The following is a 17,368-nucleotide window of genomic DNA, read 5'->3' on the forward strand; positions in this document are numbered from 1 at the left end:
ATGACCATGAAGAACCCTATTTCTCGCCGGTCCGCCGTCGCCGCGACTCTCGGCGCGTCTGCCGCGGCCGCACTCGCCGCCGCGGGTACCGCTTCTGCCCATCCGGAATCCGATGGCAGGAGCTACCGGCCAAAGAGCCAGGCGCAGGAACCCTCGGGGAAGTCCACGTCGATGGGAGCGGTGTCTTCCCAGCCGTTCGGTCGGGGAGAGGCTGGTCAGCAGCGGCGTGATGTGGCCCGTCTCGCTGTGAACGCCCTCGGCGTCGACTGTATGAGCATCTTCGCGCGGCTGGGAGAGGACGGTTCATCCATGGATCGACGGTCCCTGCCTGCGACCTTGGGCAGTCCGGAGGCCACGCTGGGCCAGGCGCGCAGCCATGGATTGGCGGTCTCTGGATAGCCGGGCGGCAAGCGGTGAGGATGGTGGACATGGACAAGAAGGAACTGGCGGAATTCCTGCGTCGGCGGCGTGAGACGCTGCGCCCCCGTGACGTCGGGCTGGTCGAGGGGGCGCGCAGGCGTACCCAGGGGCTGCGCCGCGAGGAGGTCGCCCAGCTCGCCGGCATGTCCACCGACTACTACGCCCGCCTGGAACAGCAGCGCGCTCCCCAGCCCTCCGTCCAGATCACCACTGCCCTCGCCCGGGCGCTGCGGCTGACCCTGGACGAGCGCGACCATCTCTTCGGCCTCATCGGCCACAACGCCCCGGCCCGTTTCCACCGCTCCGAGCACGTCAGCCCGACACTGATGCGGGTCCTGGACCGCCTGGACGACTCCCCGGCACTGGTGCTGACCGACATGGCCGACACCCTCGCGATGAACCCGCTGGCCATCGCCCTGCTCGGCGACCAGACGCGCCATACCGGCCTGGCCCGCAGCGCCTACTACCGCTGGTTCATGGACCCCGCCGAGCGCCTGGTGTACCCCGAGGAAGACCACGAACGCCACGGCCGCGCCCAGGCAGCGCGCCTGCGGGTCGCGCTGACCTCCGGCAGCGACATCCCCCGAGCCGCCCGGATCCTCGCCGAACTCCAGGAACACAGCCCCGAGTTCGTCCCCCTGTGGGAACTCCAGGAGGTCGCCCAACGCTACGACGAGGGCAAGACCATCCTCCATCCCGAACTCGGCCGCATCGACGTCGACGGCCAGGTCCTGTTCACCGAGAACCGGGCCCAGACCCTGGTGGTACTCACCACCCGCCCCGGCACGGAAAGCCACAGCAAGCTGGAACTGCTCTCGGTCATAGGGCACCAGCAGCTCACGCCCTGACCTCCTGAAGCGGGTTGGGTCTCGGCTCGGCCCGAGTCGTCAGCCTCGGCGATCGGCCACGCTCACACGTGCAGCTCCGGGCCGGACGCCGTCGCCCGCCCGATGCACCCCTGTGAACCGGATGGCACACCGCCGGCGCCATCGATGCACCCGAGGAGAGCGATGCCCAGCAACGGATACACCTACGTCTGCAGGTTCGACCTGTTGGAGGAGGGCGCCCCGCGGCGCTTCGAGGTGGAGGGCGTGCCCGTTTCGCTGGTCCTGGCCGAGGCGCAGGTCCGGCCACCCCCTTACCCCGCCGGCGACCCGTCCCGTGTACCCGGTGCGGGTCGAGGACAGAAGCGTGTCAGCGTGTACGCACAAGTGACAGGGACACCCTGATGGACGCACCGGACGACACCGCCGCCGAGCGGGCCGACGCCGCCCGCAATCGTGCCCGGCTGCTGGAGGCGGCCGCCCGCCTGGTGGCCAAGCGTGGGGCCGAGCACGTGACGATGCATGAGGTCGCGGAGGCGGCTGGGGTAGGGAAGGGCACGCTCTTTCGCCGGTTCGGCGACCGCGACGGGCTCCTGCTCGCCCTCCTCGGTGAGGCAGAGGCCGAGTTCCACCAGGCGTACACCGAAGGCCCCCCGCCGCTGGGCCCGGGCGCGCCCCCGAGGGACCGGCTGGAAGCGTTCGGCTGTGCGCTGATCGAGCGCATCGCCGCCGACGCGGACCTGGGCGCCGCGCTGGGACGCCAGGTGCTCCACGAACGCCGCCACGCCTCCGGCACCGGCCGCGCGTTCCACCAGCACGCCTCAATTCTCCTGCGAGAGACCGGAGTTGACGGGGACCTCGACACGCTCGCCCACGCCCTGCTCGCGTTCGCGGACTTCGAGACGACGGACTACCTGCACGCCGGGTGCGGGTTTCCCCTCGGGCGCCTCCAAGCCACGTGGGTGGATCTGGTGCGGCGGATCATCCGAGCCGACGGCAGGATCCTGAAGATCTGAATCGTCGAGAACCCGCCCACGGAATATCAGCTCCCTTAACCGGCACGGGCCCGGCACGCATTCCGCGTCATGGGGGAGCCCGTATATCCCCGCCCTCATCACCGAGCCGCAGCTCTTTTCTAGTCGCTCGTCCGCCTCCCGGCTCTGGAGCACAGCAACCAGTTCTTCGGCGCGGCGGTCGCTGTCGGCTAGCTGAGCGCCAGCGGTCTGCCCGTGCAGTTCACCACCAAGGAAGCTGCAGACCTCGGAGTGGATGGCCTCGGCCCGCTAAGAACTCCTAACGGAATGCGCTCGGAACTCGCTGCGCGGCATGTGTCCAGAACCTCGTGAGTGCCGACGGAGCCACTAGATGAATTGACCGTGGCTGCGCTCGCGTTGGCGTGCCGGTCCGGGAGCTTGGGCTCAGCTCGCGGTCGAGTCCTTGGTCAGCGCGTCCATGAAGAGGTCGACGAGCGGACGGGCTTGCTCCTTGGTGCCGTGCTGGACGGAATAGGCGATGCCACCCATGAGGAGTAGGACATTGTCTGGGGCGACGTCCGTTCGCAGGCTTCCGTCTCGGGCGCCGGCCGTGAGGAGGGTGGCGACGGCGTTGGTAAGGAGTGCGCGGCTGTCGGAGTATGGATCGATGCCGGAGGCGATGACCGCGTTCAGGGCTTCGGACATTCCGCTCTTTGCCGTGGCGTAGTGGATGAAGTGTTCCATCCACATCCGGGTGGCCTCGGCGGCCGGGTGCTGGGTGAGAAGGTCGTTCACCTTCTCGCACACCTGGGTGAGTTGGCGCCGGTAGGCGGCGTCGATGAGGACTTCCCGAGTCGGGAAGTGGCGGTAGAGCGTGCCGACACCGACGCCCGCCTGCTTGGCGATGGCGGCAGGCGCGGTGTCCAGCCCCTGCTCGGCGAAGGCCTGCGCGGCGACCTCCAGCAGGCGCTCCCGGTTCTGCAGCGCGTCACTCCTGGTGCGGCGGGGCGTGGCGGGCATGCGGGTTCCTTCGGTGTCGGATTCCAGTTGCTTTCCGGAATCCGTTCCGCTTAACTTTAAGCGGAATAGGTTCCGGTATCACTCTACTTCAGGAGACTCCCATGCCCGCCCCCTCCGACAAGGCCTCACGTCACTGGTTCGTCACCGGAGCCTCCGGTGGGCTGGGCCGCCATCTCATCGAGCACGCCCTCCGAAACGGCGACCGCGTTACGGCGACGGTCCGCCGCCCGGCACCTCTGGAAGACCTGCGCGAGACGTACGGCGACCGGCTGACTGTCGAGATCCTCGATCTCACGCGGCCGGCCGACGTGGACAAGGTGGTCGGCAGGACTCTCCGGTCCGGGCCGGTCGACATTGTGGTCAACAATGCCGGGTACGCGGTTGTGGGCGCCGCCGAGGAAATGACCGTCGGGCAGATTCGCGACCAGATCGAGGTCCTCCTGCTCGCGCCGATGGTGATCACCCGTGCCTTCCTGCAGCCGATGCGTGAGCAGGGCGGTGGCCGGATCATCCAGATCTCCAGCGTGGGCGGCCAGGTCGGTATCCCCACTCACAGCTCCTATCACGCGGGCAAGTGGGGGCTGGAGGGCTTCACCGAGAGCGTCAGCCGCGAGGTCTGCGACTTCAACATTCACCTCACTCTGGTCGAGCCCGGCGCCACCCGCACCGGCTTCGCTTCGGCCCTGCAATACACCACCGAAACGACCGTCTACCGCGACAATGCCGTCGGCCAGACCCGGCGCTACCTGGAAACCGCAGACGAGAGCGTCTTCACCGGCGACCCGGCCAAGCTCGCCGCCGCCATCTACGACACCACCCGCCACCCGAGCCCGCCGCTGCGCCTGACTCTCGGCTCCGACACCTATAGCGCAATCCACGCGGCACTCACCGAACGTCTCACCGCGCTCGAGACTCAGAAGGGTCTCGCTGAATCTGTCGCCTTCACCCACTGATCCGCCCCACCGGCACGACCGTCAGAAAATCTCGCCGCCACTACGGCCTTACGCATCTCCGCAACTGGGACGTCCGGAAGTCCGGCACGTCGTCTCACCCAGCACACCTACGCGAACGCATCAGGCGTCTCCAGCAGATGAGTGCGCATCCAAGAGTGCAAGCGGCGGAACCAATGCAAATGGGCGAACGCGCGCTCCACGACCCAGCGTTGGGTGCCCAGTCCGGAGCCGTGCTCGGTGCCACGGCGGGCAATCAGCGGCTTCACCCCGAGGACCCAGACCAGTCGGCGGTATTTGTCGTGGTCGTAGCCGCGGTCGGCCACCACCACGTCGGGGCGGCGTCGGGGCCGGCCGCGCTTGCCGCGCACGGGCGGCACGGCTTGGAGGAGCGGGATCAGCTGGGTGACATCGTTGCGGTTGCCCCCAGTCAGGGTGGCGGCGAGCGGGATGCCGGTGGCGTCGGTGATCAGGTGGTGTTTGCTGCCTGTCCTCCCGCGGTCCACCGGGCTTCGTCCAGTCTTGGCGCCTCCCTTCAACGCCCGGATGTGGGAGCCGTCGACGGCTGCACGGGAGAAATCGAGGGCATTCGCGCTGCAGAGTTCGGCGAGGAGGACCCCGTGCAGCTGGGGCCATACACCTGCCTCGGTCCACTCGGCCAGGCGGCGCCAGCAGGTCATTCCCGACCCGAAGCCGAGTTCCTGCGGCAGATGTTCCCAGGCGATCCCGGTGCACAGCACGAACAGGACGCCCTGGAAGACCAACCGGTCAGGATGCCGTTTGCGTCCCGGATGCCGCGTCCGACACTCCACCTTGGGCGGCAGCGGTTCGATCACCGCCCACAGCTCGTCTTCGACTTCCCACGGCTTCGGCCGCGCCACCGCACACCCCCAGGTCGTCAGTCCCGGAGTGATCCAACCAGCTCGAAGATCATTTCGTTAGGAGTTCTGAGAAGCTGTCCCACCTTGTTTCGGCGATACATATTCACCGAGGTATTCCTGGATGCATACTGAGGGCATGGCTGACACCACCGTCAAGATCGACATGGAAACCCGGGACCGGTTCGCGGCCCTCGCCGCGGCACGCGGCATGAGTGTGCGTGCCTACCTGGCCGAGCTGGCCGTCGCTGAGGAGAACCAGGCCAACCTGGGCCGGGCGACCGACGCCTTCCGTGCGGCCGTCCGCCGGCCCGGGTTCGCCGAGGCCTTCGACCATGACTTCGGCGGCCTGCCCGTCTCCACGCACCACCGGGCGGCCTGAGAGTGGACCTGCACGTCGACGTCCGGTGGCTCCTCGACCGCCAGGAGGAACTCCTCGGCAAGGACCTCACCGTCATCGACTACTCGGCTCTTGTGGCCGCGGTAGCCCGGCACCGCGTGAACACCCCGCAGCTGGAGGAGGGTTCACCGGATGCCTACTGGCGGGCCGCAGCGCTGATGGAGCAGATCGTCCTGCTGCGGCCGCTGCCGGCACGCAACGAGTTCTTCGGCTACGGCGTGGCCGTGGCGTACATCGAGGCCTCCGGGGAGACGGTCGACGCGCCGTACGAGCAGTGGCGCGACCTGATCACCGACATTCGCGCGCTGCGACTGACCGTCTACGACATCGCCGACCGGCTCCGCTCCTGGCGCAGGAGCGAGTAGGCCGGCCGCGCCCAGGCCATCGGCACCGTTGAAACCGGCACGCCCCGCCGGAAGCCCGGCTGTGGTCGCCTGGTACGCGCCGCCCCACTCCAGCGCCCATCCCCAAGTTCATCACCGACAAGCTGGCCGCCGGCACGCCCACCCGCCGCCTGTCCGACGCGGACGACGTCGCCAAGCTCGTCCTGTTCCTCGGCTCAGGAGCCAACGGCAACCTCACAGGCGAGGTGGTCCGCGACGGCTCGTCCGCCGCCCGCGCCCCCCACATCGGAACCGGACCTGCCCGATGATCTACGGCATAGTCATCAGCCGCCGACCTGCACGAGTACCCAAATCGCCACTCACACCAGGCCCGTGACCCGCGATTTCACGATGCACGCTGCTCAGTGACCGGTCGTCGCCCAGCGGAACACCCCCGCGTCGGCGGGAAGGACCCCGGCCCCGGGCAGCGCACCGTACTGGAGCGCGGAACACCCCCGCGTCCGCGGGGGTGTTCCGACGACCTTGAGGCCGAACGTGCGGACCAGCAGGTGCTTCCCGCCGACGTGGGGGTGTTCCGGCGCAGTTCGACGTCGGCAAGGACTCTGCCCGGTGTCGGCGGCGATGAGCGAGCCGAACGTTCATGCTCGCAGCAACGCCTGTGCACGCTCCAGATCTTCCGGGGTGTCAACCGCGATGCCCTCGTGCTCCACGCGAACCATGGTCACCGGATGCGAATGCTCCAAGAAGCGGAGCATCTCGATGCCCTCGGCAAACTCGACCGGACCGGGTCGGAGACGCGTGACAGCGCGCAGAACTTCTGGTGTGAAGGCGTAGATGCCGAGTTGACGCAGGTAGGTGGGGCGATGGCCCTTCGGGTACGGGATAGGTTGGCGAGAGAAGGCGAGCGCTGTGCCGTCGTCGCGGAGCGCCACCTTGACCACGTTGTGGTCGATCACGGCGGCCGGGCAGTCGATTTCGGTGTAGGCGTTCGCAACTGCGGGAGGCGGAGTCGTGGGTGCCAGGAGAACCGTGATGACGGCGTCGATGGCAGTCGGTGAGATGAAGGGCTCGTCCCCTTGGACGTTGACGATGACGTCGGCTTCCAGGGATTCGGCGCACTCGGCCACGCGGTCCGTGCCGGTGGGGTGTTCGCCGGTCATCCGGTGCGGGATGTCGAGCTGTGCGCAGGCGTCGGCTATCCGTTCGTCGTCGGTGGCAATGACGGTCTCGTCGACGTGCCGGGCCTTGAGGCACCGCTGGTGGACGTGCCACATCAGCGGCATGCCGGCCAGCTCGGCGAGGGGCTTCCCAGGGAAGCGGGTGGAGCCGTAGCGGCAGGGGATCACGGCGACGACACGGGGCATCAGCTGGACTCCTTCAGGTGGCGGAGTTGCTGTTCCATGCCGTCTGTCAGTGGCGCCTCCGGCTTCCAGCCGAGTACGTCGCGGGCCTGAGTTATGTCCGCGAGGGTGGCCGGGACGTCTCCGGCTCGGGCGGCTGCCCGCACCACGGGGACCGGGCGGCCGGTGAGCCGGTGGGCGACGTCGAGTACGTCGGATATGGAAGTGCTGCATCCGGCACCCACGTTGACCACGGTGTTGGCCGTGCCCGCAAGGGATGCCGCGATCGTGGCGCGTACGACGTCGTCAACGTATGTGAAGTCCCGTTGCTGAAGGCCGTCGCCAAAAAGGTGGAGCGCTGCCGTGAGGGCTCGGTGGATCAGCATGTCGGGGCGTTGGCGCGGGCCGTAGACGGTGAAGTAGCGGAGGCGATGACGGTGGTCGACGTGTCGGGGCGGGCCGTGTGGGCGAGGCACAGTTGCTCGGCTGCGAGCTTCGTGACCGCGTAGGGCGAGAGCGGGGCGGGGCGGTCGGTCTCTCTGCTCGGGGAGCCGTCGGTCGCGCCGTACACGCTGGATGAGGAGGCGAGGACCACGCGCCGGATGCGGAGGCGGGACGCTGCGGCCGTGATCCTCTGTGTGCTCTGGATGTTCGCGGCGACGTAGGCGTCGAACTTGGGTCCCCAAGAGGGGCGTACGCCGGGGAGTGCGGCGAGATGGAAGACGGCGTCGGCGTCGAGCAGCACCGGGTCCAGGGGGCAGGTCAGCAGGTCCGCTGTGAGCGGGACGAAGTGCGGGAACGCGACGAGCTCGGTGAGGTTCGCGGCCGCCAGAGCGTCCAGCTGCCGGTCCCGGCGGTCTACGCCGATCACGGTAGTGCCCGCTTCCAGGAGCGCTCGGCTCAAGTGCGAGCCGATGAAACCGGCCGCGCCCGTCACGACGACCCGACGGAGATGCTGTGGGGTGGGGTGGGGCAGGTGCATGTACGGCTCCGGGGCGTCGGTGTCGGTGTCGGGCGTACGCGTGTCCAGGGCCAGCGGTAGCCCCCGCGGCCCAGGTAGGGCGCGGTGAGGATGGCGTGGAGTTCGGCGTACTCCATGAGCTGGGTGATGGTGGTCTCGCCCAGTTGGGGGTGGTGGGTGGCGGCGGCCGCGTTGTACGCGGTGAGGGCCTGGTCGATCAGGGCGAGCGGGAGAGGGCCGTACGTCATGGACAGGGTGACGACGAGCTTCGCCAGGTCGTAGCCGAATGGGGCCAGGGTGAGGTCATCGGTGTCGACGGTGACCGGTGAACCGGCAGGGGTTATCAGGATGTTGCGGGGGTTGGTGTCCTTGTAGAAGGCGGCTGGGCTGTCCGCCGTCCGGTGCAGGAGGGTGAGGGTGGCGTCCAGGGCTTGGGGCGAGGCGATGTAGCCATCACGGAAGCGTTGGCAGAGGGTCGTGGTGCGTGGGCCTACGAAGCCCGCGAGGACGTGGCCGTCCGACACATACGCCGTCGTGAGCCGGGCTTTGTGCAGGCTGCTGCGCCATGCCGCTTCGTGGCATGAGCCCAGGTGGCCGGCGATTCGTTCGAGGTCGCGGGACTTCGCGTGTCGGCCGTCGGCCCATGCGAACGTCAGCTCCCTCAGTCGTGTCCCGGTGATCGGGGGCAGTGTCATGGGGCCGGCATGGCGGCTGAGCCATGCGTGGTTGCGCAGGGCCGTCACGCGCCGCGCCTCGGTGGCGTATGCCTTGGTGAAGGTCCGCCCGGTCTTGAGAGGTGGCCCGGGCGTGCAGCAGTGACGTCCGCGGTGCCCGCTACCCGGCCGCCGTCTCGCTGAGCCAGCGCCGGACGCCGTGTCGGCTCGTGAGGATGACGACCTGCGCGTGGCCCCGTGCGTACTCGTCGATCTTCGCGAGCACGCGCGGGCGCATCTTGCGGCGGTACGAGAGGACGTAGCGGATCACGCCCATGTGGATGCGGTTGTAGATCCCGTTGCCTTTGTTCTGGCCATGGCCGTGGCGGAGCTGTCGGGACAGGACGCCCCGGAGGCAGGTCAGCGTGGGCAGGTCCATGAACGCTACGGTGTCGCAGGCTTCCAGTCGGATCTGGAGGCTTGAGTTGTAGTTGCCGTCGATCACCCAGCTCGGGACGGCGACCAGGTCGCGCTGCAGGTCCGCGAACTTGTCCTTGGGCAGTTCGTTCCAGTCGTCGTCGTAGTAGACCGCGTCCAGGTGCGTCACCGGGGCGCCGAGCAGGCGGCCGAGCTCCCGGGCGACGTATGACTTGCCGCTGCCTCCGCAGCCGACGATCGCGACCCTCTTCATGGTGCTCCAGGGTAGGGGGACGGAGTGGGTTCATCGGACGGCTCCGGCAGGGGCGAGGGTGTCCAGGAGGCCGTGGAGCACCTTGATCTGCCGACTGAGCCGGAACGGTTCGAGACGCGATACACAGTCCGCGAGCAGCCGGGCGTGCGTCTCGGTGCCGGCATCAGTGCGGAGTCGGCGCAGCGTGCGTACGACGTCCGAGCCGTTCCGTACGAGGAGCGGGTCCGGGACGAAGTGTTCGGCGTGGTGGATCTCCGCAGGGCAGAGTGGCAGGCAGCCGGACAGGACGGCTTCGAAGATGCGTTGGGTCATCTGTCCGGCTCGGGCGTAACGCTGGGGCAGCAGCAGGACTGTGGCCAGTGCCCTCTCGTACAGCGTCATGGAGTCGTGGAAGCCGTGGTGGCCGAGGAAGGTGACCTGGGGCCAGCGGGCGGTGTCCTGCCACTTGCCCGCCACGGCGTGCGAGACGTGCCGCGCGCCGGGGGCGAAGTAGCGGTCGAAGGCTTCGTCCCGGTCGTACTGGTTGCCGATGTAGGTGAGCGCGGGGGGTCGGTTCGTGCCTGCCAGGGGGCTCCGGTGAAGGCCAGGTCATATAGCCCGTGACCTGGCCTTTTGTGTTGCTCGGGCAGTACGCGTTGCATGACGGGAACGCCGTCGGAACGGCTTGCGTGAGCGATGCGTGAGCGGAGCGGCTGGCGCAGCACAGCGCCTCGACACTCCGGCCCACAAAGCAGCCGTCGATACGGCCCCGCACCTGACGCAAGCACGGCGGCGCTGATCACGACCGCACGGGTGGCGTGACCGGGCAGGTCAACGGCTGGCGGCGGAGAGGCGGTCAGTCCCTTGTTGCCCCCTCGGGCCAGATGATCCGTACGGGCACGCCCTTCTCCCGGGCGTAGGTCACGACGTCGGCGGTGCCGCCGTAGCCGCGGGCGGGTTGGCCGTCCCAGATGGCGAGGAGTTCGTCGGCCTGGTCGACGAGGAGTTCGCTGCCGGCCATGTGGGCGTCGGAGCCGGAGGAGTCGAGCCCGGTGCGGTGGATCTGGGTTGCGCGGGCGAGGAATTCGTCGTAGGTCGGGTGGTGCCAGTCGGGGAGGTCCGCGCGGTACTGCTCGGCGGGGAGGACGACCTCGATGTCGCCGCCGTGGTCGAGTACGGCCTGGGCGAACCAGGAGTCCGGGCCGTCGGCGATGTAGCTGAGACCGACCAGGCCGGTCGCGTCGTACTCCTTGACGGCCTCGGTGAGGGCGAGGCGAACCTGCTGTTCGACCTCGGGGGACAGGCCGCGGTGTCCGGTGATCCCGACTCTCATGGGTGAAGGGCTCCAACTTCTCGTCTGGGGACAGCGATTACAGGTCTACAGGTAGGCGTCGTGCAAGCGCGCGTCGAAGTCGCGGACGACGGTCGGTGGGGTCGGCGAGGAGTAGCTGCGGCGGAAGGCGCGGGCGCGTTCGACTACTCGTCCGGAGCGCAGCCGTAGGCCGGTGTCGAGGGCGTGGGTGGCCAGTGCGAAGGCGGTGTCGAGGTGGCCGGAGGCCATGTGGCCGCTGGCCACGTCCAGGCCGAGCAGGGCGCGTTGCTTCTCGTGGCTGGAGGACAGGGCCGCGGTGGCGTCGTCCAGGGAGGTGAGGACCCAGCGGGGCCGGGCGAGGCGGGCACCGCAGGTGACACGTGCGGCGGCGACCTTGCGCTGGTCGAAGGCGAATACCCAGGGCCAGGGCGGTGCATCCTCGCCGGGTATCTGCTCGGCCTCGGCCGCGCTGGCCAGGAGGGATCGATCCGCGGCGCGCTCGTCGCCTGCGGTGGCGTGGGCGACCGCTTCCAGGGCGGACAGCCAGGCGGCGGCGATCGCGGGGCATTCACTGCCGAGTTGGCGACGGGCGCTCTGGATCAGGCTCAGGCCCTGGGCGACGTTGCCGGCTTCGACCTCGAACTGGGCGAGGCTGCCCTGCTGGTAGGCGATCAGCAGCCGGTCGCCGGAGCGTCGGGCGGCATTGATCGCCGAGCCGTACCAAGTGCGAGCTGAGCCCGCGTCCGCCAGGTCCCAGCTCAACCAGCCTGCCAGGCTGGCCACTTCGCTTCCCGCCGCCGCCAGCCGGGCCCGGCTGGCTTGATCCGGCGCCTGCGCGGCGACTGTACGCACCAGGCGCATGTGGCCCTGCACCGTGTCCAGGAGCTGACGGGCCGGGACGGTGGCATCCATGCGCCGGTACGCGGTGGTGGCGACGCGCAGCACGTCGGCCTGCTCGACTCCCCAATTGGGGAGTCGAGGCGATGAGCCTTGCAGGGCCGGGGTCGTCGCGGTCGCGAGGGCCCCGGCGAGGAACTGACGCCGTTGCACTGGAGGTCATGTTGTAGTCGCCGACGCCCCGCTTCTCCATCCGGGAGATCGCGGACTGTGACAGGACGCAGGCATCACCGAGCTGCCGCTGGGCCATTCGGGCAGCCGTTCGGGCCAGCTCGATGACCCGTCCGTAGTCGCCGGCCCTGGATGCCTCCCGGGCGGCGCCTTCCGACCAGTTCATGTCTGCCTGCTCCTCACGGTAAGGATCGGGCCACCGGTTTGTGAACCCGGACATGCGTCCTGCGCATACGCGCATGATCGCCATGCGTCAACGCTGGCCGCTCTCCTGCCAGCAGCGTTTCCCTCAGGACACGGCTTCACGCACCGGCCGCCAGCCGGTGTTCGTCCAAGGAGGGAACGACTTCGATGCGGACCCAGCAGACAACCCCCACCGCGCCCGCCTGGGTGCGAAGTCTCCACCAACCGAGGCTACTTGCGTCCGGTGTGGACTGGGATGCCATTTGCGTCGACGCCGACGTGGGGGTGCGTGCGGTGCGGTACCTGGAAGCCTCCGGGATTTCGGTGGGGCCCGTGCTGCACGACCAGTGCAGCAACAGGACGTACTTTCTGGTCCCGCCGGGTACTGCCCTTGATTGGAGGCAGGACGGCACCCGTGCGCTCGGACCCGGATCCTGGGTCGTCCTGGCGCCTCCGGGATGGGACGGACTGCTTCGCTGGGTGGTCGAGCCGACCAGCGCGCCGGGCCACACCGCGATCGGCAGCCTCGCCTCCGCGCTTCAGGCTGCGGCTGTGATGGAGACCGTGGGCGAGGAGCCGGGCCGGTGAGCGGGTCGTGCACCAACCAAGGAGCCTCCGGGTCGAGTTGGTGCGGTCCTGTAGAGGCGTGGGAGCCCCCGCTCGATCACAAAGCCCTCGCGCTCGTTCTGGAGAAGGCGCGCACATGGCAGCCGTTCGACGGTGGCGCCCTGCTGGACGACATCGCGGACGTGTTCGACGGCCTCATGCCGCAGGAGGAGGACCTGGAGGAACTCGGTCAGCGGCTCCGCGGACACCTCATGCGGCTCGTGGACATCGCCGTCGTCGCAGAAGCGGACCGGCGTGACGAGCAGGCAGCCCAGCTCATCGACCGGGCGCGCACGGTTCGCTCGCAGGACATGCCCGGCGACCACCGGCAGGCCGTGGGCCACCTCCGTCGGATGGGCTGGGCCGCCAACGAGTTGCTGGAGCGGCTGGTCGCATCGCACTGCCTGAAGGAGGCGGCGTGATCTGCCGCTGCGGGACCTGGCGCACCAGCGCCACCTGAGCCCTCTCCCCGGGCTCGCGCCCGAAGAGCGGTTTTCGGCGCCTGGCAGGGGGCGTGTCCATCGGCTGTTCGCCATGGCCGGTGTACGCCCCCGAGCCAGCCCCGTCCCCTCTGCCGACAGTATCCCCCTGCCGGTCGGCAGAGGAGGCACACCCATCGATCGTCACGTTGGGAGAGGCACTATGCGCACAGTGCTCGTCACAGGCGGTGCGGGCTTCATCGGCTCCCACTTCGTCAAGCGTCTCCTGCGGTCCGAGGACGTGGCCACGGTCACCGTCCTCGACGCACTCACCTACGCCGGCCACATCGAGGACCTCGGCGAAGCCTTCCTCGACCCGAAGCTGGACTTCGTCGAAGGGAACATCCTGGACGCCGAGTTGGTGGACGACCTCGTACGCCGGAGCAGCCACATCGTCCACTTCGCCGCGGAGTCCCACGTCGACCGCTCCTTCTACGAGGCGGGCAACTTCCTGACCACGAACGTCCTCGGCACACGCACGCTCCTGGATGCCGCCTCCCGCCTGGGCGTGGACAAGTTCGTACACGTCTCCACCGACGAGGTGTACGGCCCGCTCCTGACGGGCGCGGCCGACGAGCCGGCGCCGCTGCGGCCGAGCGTGCCCTACGCGGCATCGAAGGCGGCCGGTGACCTGGTGGCCCTGTCTTACTTCCAGACCTACGAGGTGCCGGTGTGCATCACGAGGTCCTCCAACAATTACGGCCCCTGCCAGCACCCGGAGAAGATCATCCCCCTGTTCGTGACACGGCTACTGAAGGGCGAGCCGGTCACGCTCCACGGCCGCGGCCAGCACGTACGCAACTGGCTCCACGTCGAGGACAACTGCGCCGGCATCGAACTTGTCCTGCGCTCCGGCACCCCCGGCCAGGTCTACAACATCGGCGGCGGCACGGACCTCACCAACAAGGAGCTCACCGACCACATCCTGCGGGTGTGCGGCGCCGACTGGAGCGCGGTGACGTACGTGCCCGACCGCCGGGCCAACGACCTGCGCTATGCCATGGACTGGTCGAAGATCACGCACGAACTCGGCTACCAGCCGACCCGCCCCCTGGAGTCGGGCCTCCAAGCGACCGCTGACTGGTACCGGTTCAACCCCGGACGCTGGGCACCTCTGCTGCGTAACCCGCAGGTTCCGGTGGAGCAGGTCCGCGTTCCCGCCCCGGAAGGCGCGTGAGACAAGTGGCCCAGCGCATCCTCGTCACCGGCATCGGTGGCGCGCCCGGCTTCGACCTCGCCCGCAGCCTGGTCCGGCTCGGCTACAAGGTCATCGGCGCCGACAGCGACCCTCTCGCGTACGGACTCGCCCTGGACGGCATCACCGCCCGCACCCTCCCGCCTGCCGGACATCCCGACTACGCGGCCCGGTTGCTGCACGTGTGCCGCACACTGCGACCCCACGGGCTGCTGTCCACAGTCGAGGCCGAACTGCCGACGCTGACCACCCTGCAAGCACCCCTCGGAGCCCTGGGCGTACGCACCTGGCTGCCCAGCTTGAGCGCGGTGCAGGTGTGCGGGGACAAGGCCCGCTTCCACGAGGCCATGACCCGGCACGGCATTCTCACGCCGCGGAGCGTCGGTCCCGAGGCGATCGACGACCTGCGGGACGGGCTGCTGGTCGTCAAGCCTCGGCGGGGTCAGGGCGCGAAGCACGTCCACGTCTGCCACACCCGGCAGCAGGCCCGCGTCCTGTGTGAACTGGTACCGGACCCGATCGTTCAAGAGCACATCACCGGCAGGGAGTTCACTGCGGACTGCCTCATCGACCGCTCGGGCCGCATCTCGGTCATCCCGCGATGGCGGCTGCTGGTGAAGGCCGGCCTGTCGATGGTGTCGGCCACCTTCCACGACCAGACGGTGACCGACCAGGTGACGCACGCCCTGGAAGCCGTCGACATGGTGGGCGTGTGCTGCGTGCAGGGCTTTGTCTCCGGCGACCAGGTCACTCTCACCGAGATCAACGCCCGTATCGCAGGCGCCTTCCCGTGCACCGAAGCGGCCGGTGCCGCGCTCGTCGAGCAAACCGTCAACGGCCTCTTCGGCCGCCCGGTCGACCACGACCGGCTCACCTACAAACCCGGCGTCTTCCTCACCAAGTGCTTCGAGACGTTGAGCCTACGAGACAGGGAAACCACCCGATGACGCTGTCCGCCGAAGTCACCCGCAACGCACGTCCGTTCCTGCATGGCCCGGAATTCGGGGCAGCCGCCGAGGCCATGCGCATCGGCCAGTACGGACACTCCGAGATCACCGAACGGTTCGAGGCCGAGCTCGCGCAATACCTCGGCGTCCCGGACGTGGTGGCGGTCGCCTCCTGCACCGCCGCCCTCCAACTCTCCCTGCTGGCCGCCGGTGTCGGGCCGGGCGACGAGGTCATCGTGCCGTCACAGACGTTCTGCGCGACCATCCAGGCGATCGTGTCCGTCGGCGCCGCCCCACGCTTCGTCGAGGTCAGCCCCCACACCCTGTGCATCAACAGCATTGTCGTGGGGGACGCCCTGACCCCGGCGACACGTGCGGTCCTACCCGTCCTCTACGGCGGTCAGGCCGTCGACTTGTCCGGCATCCGCCCCGTACTCCAAGAGGGGAATATCGCCGTCATCGAGGACGCGGCACATGCCTTCGGCTCCCACGCCGGCACCGTGCACGTCGGTGCCACCGGCGATCTGACCTGCTTCAGCTTCGGCCCGATCAAGAATCTGACCTGTATTGAGGGCGGCGCCATCGTGCCACGTAGGCCCGACGAAGCCGACACCCTCCGGGAACTGCGCACCCTCGGCATCAGCCAACCGCAGACCGAGCGCATCCGCACCACGACCTACGACGTTGCCCGCTACGGACTTCGCGCCACCATGTCGGCGGTGCACGCAGCCATCGGGATCGCCCAACTCCAGCAGTTCCCGACCGTCGCCCGGCGGCGCCAGGAACTGTGGCGGGCCTACGCGGCCAGCCTGGCGGACATCGGCGTGGACCTGGTCGACGTCGACATCGACCGCAGCGTCCCGTTCAACTGCGTCGTCCGCGTACCGCAGCGCGACAAGGTGCACGCCATCCTGACCGGCCGAGGTATCGGAGTCGGCGTGCATTACCCGCCCAACCACCTCCAACCCGCGTTCGCCCGCTGGCGGCGAGACCTGCCCGTCACCGAGCAACTCGGCCAGGAGATCCTGAGCCTGCCCTTCCACCCGGCCCTGACCCCTACGGACGCAGGTGCTGTGGTGTCACTGCTGGACCAGGTCCTGGAGCGGGTGCGGTGAACCGCCGCCGCATCCTGACCGTGTGCTACGGCAACATCTGCCGATCCCCGATCGCCGCCGCCGTACTCACTCAACTCGGCGGCGAAACAGTCGAGGTACGGTCCGCAGGCATCCGGGACAAGTGGACCGGCAAACCCGCCCACCTCACCATGGTCGAGGCCGCCGCCCAGCACGGCTACGACCTCAGCAGGCACCGCGCCCGCCATGTCGACCACGACCTGATGCACTGGGCCGACACCATCCTGGCCATGGACGCCTCGAACCTGGCGGCCCTGCACGAGCTGTCCGACAAGGACGCGGCCGGTCGACTCGCGCTCTACCTGGGCGACCGCGACGTACCCGACCCGTCGGCAACGAGCGGTCGAAGTCCGTCAACGACAGGGCGTGGACCGCCTTGTCGGCCTGCCCCGCGAGCACCTCAGGCCGCACCGGGTTACCGGTCACCACGGCGCTGGCCCGAGCCGCCTCAGGCAACAGCGGGAGCGTGGACTCCGAGGACACGGCGAAGACGGCCGCCGCTCGCGCGAGGGCCTTGTTGGCCAGGCCGAGACGCACGGTCTGCTCGTGCACGACCAGGGGGCGCCGGCACATCTTCGCCGCCAGCCCGACCGGCACAGCCACATATCCGCCCGTGGCGAGCACCACGTCCGGCCGGAAATCAGCGACGATCTTCCGTGCCTGGCCGACACCGCGCGGCACGTTCGTCATGTCCCTCACGTTGGCTGGCGAGACCAGCTTCAGCGGATTCTTCGAACGACGGATCTTGCCTGTGGCCACCTCGGCGAACGGGATGCCCTCAGCGGCGGCGACTCGGGCTTCCAGACCGCTTGCTGTGCCCACCCAGAGCACCTCAAGTCCGCTGCCCGTAGTGGCCAGACGTACCTGCAGAGTCCGCACCGCTGTGAGGGCCGGATACGTATGTCCGCCAGTCCCACCGCCTGTGACGATCAGGCGGAAGGGTGCCGAGGGGTTGCCGGCGCTGCCAGGGAGGAAGTCGACCACCCGAGGAGACTAGCGCGACCGCCTGCG

Annotated in this window: 20 protein-coding genes and 3 pseudogenes; 12 read left to right on the plus strand and 11 right to left on the minus strand. The window is 68.9% G+C overall.

What is annotated here, in order from left to right; translation table 11 throughout:
• Positions 1–428 precede the first annotated feature (428 nt).
• From AC5DRG_RS50480 to AC5DRG_RS50490, 3 genes are all read left to right on the plus strand, one after another.
• The gene (locus AC5DRG_RS50480) at positions 429–1,268 is read left to right on the plus strand and encodes a helix-turn-helix transcriptional regulator (RefSeq protein ID WP_491807105.1); all 840 of its coding nucleotides are present in this window, start codon (positions 429–431) and stop codon (positions 1,266–1,268) included.
• A 162-nt stretch (positions 1,269–1,430) separates the two neighbouring features.
• Entirely contained in the window at positions 1,431–1,649 is a 219-nt protein-coding gene (locus tag AC5DRG_RS50485) for a hypothetical protein (RefSeq protein ID WP_491807107.1), read from the plus strand.
• Positions 1,649–2,260, plus strand: a complete 612-nt coding sequence (locus tag AC5DRG_RS50490) for a TetR/AcrR family transcriptional regulator (protein WP_491807109.1) — start codon at positions 1,649–1,651, stop codon at positions 2,258–2,260. Before AC5DRG_RS50485 ends, AC5DRG_RS50490 begins: the two co-directional genes overlap by 1 nt.
• 402 nt (positions 2,261–2,662) lie before the next feature.
• Here AC5DRG_RS50490 and AC5DRG_RS50495 read toward each other — a convergent pair whose 3' ends face one another.
• Positions 2,663–3,238 carry a TetR/AcrR family transcriptional regulator gene (locus AC5DRG_RS50495; RefSeq protein WP_491807111.1) on the minus strand — a complete coding sequence of 192 codons (576 nt, stop codon included), beginning with the start codon at positions 3,236–3,238 and terminating at the stop codon, positions 2,663–2,665.
• Between the two features lie 101 nt (positions 3,239–3,339).
• On the opposite strand from AC5DRG_RS50495, the gene AC5DRG_RS50500 reads away from it, so the two are divergent.
• Positions 3,340–4,191, plus strand: coding sequence for an SDR family oxidoreductase (locus tag AC5DRG_RS50500; protein ID WP_491807113.1), 852 nt, complete (start codon positions 3,340–3,342; stop codon positions 4,189–4,191).
• A 94-nt stretch (positions 4,192–4,285) separates the two neighbouring features.
• On the opposite strand, the pseudogene AC5DRG_RS50505 reads toward AC5DRG_RS50500, so the two are convergent.
• Positions 4,286–5,069, minus strand: a pseudogene (locus AC5DRG_RS50505) (IS5 family transposase).
• A 136-nt stretch (positions 5,070–5,205) separates the two neighbouring features.
• Here AC5DRG_RS50505 and AC5DRG_RS50510 point away from each other — a divergent pair.
• Complete coding sequence (locus AC5DRG_RS50510) at positions 5,206–5,448, plus strand: antitoxin MazE7 (RefSeq protein ID WP_491807115.1); 243 nt, start codon at positions 5,206–5,208, stop codon at positions 5,446–5,448.
• A 2-nt stretch (positions 5,449–5,450) separates the two neighbouring features.
• Entirely contained in the window at positions 5,451–5,831 is a 381-nt protein-coding gene (locus tag AC5DRG_RS50515; protein ID WP_491807117.1) for a toxin Doc, read from the plus strand.
• Positions 5,832–6,448: 617 nt separating this feature from the next.
• Here the strand turns inward: AC5DRG_RS50515 and AC5DRG_RS50520 are convergent.
• The 8 genes from AC5DRG_RS50520 to AC5DRG_RS50555 all read right to left on the minus strand — a co-directional run bounded on the left by AC5DRG_RS50520 (position 6,449) and on the right by AC5DRG_RS50555 (position 11,796).
• Positions 6,449–7,174, minus strand: a complete 726-nt coding sequence (locus AC5DRG_RS50520) for a 3-deoxy-manno-octulosonate cytidylyltransferase (RefSeq protein ID WP_491807119.1) — start codon at positions 7,172–7,174, stop codon at positions 6,449–6,451.
• Complete coding sequence (locus tag AC5DRG_RS50525) at positions 7,174–7,536, minus strand: GDP-mannose 4,6-dehydratase (RefSeq protein WP_491807121.1); 363 nt, start codon at positions 7,534–7,536, stop codon at positions 7,174–7,176. The genes AC5DRG_RS50520 and AC5DRG_RS50525 overlap by 1 nt, the downstream gene beginning before the upstream one ends.
• Positions 7,530–8,132 (minus strand): NAD-dependent epimerase/dehydratase family protein, encoded by a 603-nt coding sequence (locus AC5DRG_RS50530; protein WP_491807123.1) that lies wholly within the window; start codon positions 8,130–8,132, stop codon positions 7,530–7,532. Before AC5DRG_RS50530 ends, AC5DRG_RS50525 begins: the two co-directional genes overlap by 7 nt.
• Positions 8,084–8,806, minus strand: a complete 723-nt coding sequence (locus tag AC5DRG_RS50535) for a phosphotransferase (RefSeq protein WP_491807125.1) — start codon at positions 8,804–8,806, stop codon at positions 8,084–8,086. Before AC5DRG_RS50535 ends, AC5DRG_RS50530 begins: the two co-directional genes overlap by 49 nt.
• A 139-nt stretch (positions 8,807–8,945) precedes the next feature.
• The gene (locus AC5DRG_RS50540) at positions 8,946–9,455 is read right to left on the minus strand and encodes a P-loop NTPase family protein (RefSeq protein ID WP_491807127.1); all 510 of its coding nucleotides are present in this window, start codon (positions 9,453–9,455) and stop codon (positions 8,946–8,948) included.
• Positions 9,456–9,485: 30 nt separating this feature from the next.
• Positions 9,486–9,911: a glycosyltransferase family protein gene (locus tag AC5DRG_RS50545; protein ID WP_491807129.1), complete on the minus strand. Its 426-nt coding sequence runs from the start codon at positions 9,909–9,911 to the stop codon at positions 9,486–9,488.
• A gap of 379 nt (positions 9,912–10,290) precedes the next feature.
• Positions 10,291–10,767, minus strand: a complete 477-nt coding sequence (locus AC5DRG_RS50550) for a hypothetical protein (RefSeq protein WP_491807131.1) — start codon at positions 10,765–10,767, stop codon at positions 10,291–10,293.
• A gap of 45 nt (positions 10,768–10,812) precedes the next feature.
• Positions 10,813–11,796 (minus strand): NsdA family TPR-like regulatory protein, encoded by a 984-nt coding sequence (locus AC5DRG_RS50555; protein WP_491807133.1) that lies wholly within the window; start codon positions 11,794–11,796, stop codon positions 10,813–10,815.
• Positions 11,797–12,291: 495 nt separating this feature from the next.
• Here AC5DRG_RS50555 and AC5DRG_RS50560 point away from each other — a divergent pair, with 495 nt between their 5' ends.
• From AC5DRG_RS50560 to AC5DRG_RS50585, 6 genes and pseudogenes are all read left to right on the plus strand, one after another.
• The gene (locus AC5DRG_RS50560; RefSeq protein WP_491807134.1) at positions 12,292–12,585 is read left to right on the plus strand and encodes a hypothetical protein; all 294 of its coding nucleotides are present in this window, start codon (positions 12,292–12,294) and stop codon (positions 12,583–12,585) included.
• Positions 12,582–13,025, plus strand: a complete 444-nt coding sequence (locus AC5DRG_RS50565; protein ID WP_491807136.1) for a DUF6415 family natural product biosynthesis protein — start codon at positions 12,582–12,584, stop codon at positions 13,023–13,025. The genes AC5DRG_RS50560 and AC5DRG_RS50565 overlap by 4 nt, the downstream gene beginning before the upstream one ends.
• A gap of 220 nt (positions 13,026–13,245) precedes the next feature.
• Positions 13,246–14,259 carry a dTDP-glucose 4,6-dehydratase gene (gene rfbB / locus AC5DRG_RS50570; protein WP_491807138.1) on the plus strand — a complete coding sequence of 338 codons (1,014 nt, stop codon included), beginning with the start codon at positions 13,246–13,248 and terminating at the stop codon, positions 14,257–14,259.
• Positions 14,260–14,264: 5 nt separating this feature from the next.
• Positions 14,265–15,224 (plus strand): ATP-grasp domain-containing protein, encoded by a 960-nt coding sequence (locus AC5DRG_RS50575; RefSeq protein ID WP_491807140.1) that lies wholly within the window; start codon positions 14,265–14,267, stop codon positions 15,222–15,224.
• Complete coding sequence (locus tag AC5DRG_RS50580) at positions 15,221–16,339, plus strand: DegT/DnrJ/EryC1/StrS family aminotransferase (protein WP_491807142.1); 1,119 nt, start codon at positions 15,221–15,223, stop codon at positions 16,337–16,339. The genes AC5DRG_RS50575 and AC5DRG_RS50580 overlap by 4 nt, the downstream gene beginning before the upstream one ends.
• A 20-nt stretch (positions 16,340–16,359) precedes the next feature.
• Positions 16,360–16,638: pseudogene (locus tag AC5DRG_RS50585) on the plus strand (arsenate reductase/protein-tyrosine-phosphatase family protein); the annotation flags it as partial.
• Between the two features lie 4 nt (positions 16,639–16,642).
• Here AC5DRG_RS50585 and AC5DRG_RS50590 read toward each other — a convergent pair.
• A pseudogene (locus AC5DRG_RS50590) lies at positions 16,643–17,341 on the minus strand (UDP-N-acetylglucosamine--N-acetylmuramyl-(pentapeptide) pyrophosphoryl-undecaprenol N-acetylglucosamine transferase); the annotation flags it as partial.
• Positions 17,342–17,368 lie beyond the last annotated feature (27 nt).

The organism is Streptomyces sp. JLBG701 (genome assembly GCF_058544905.1).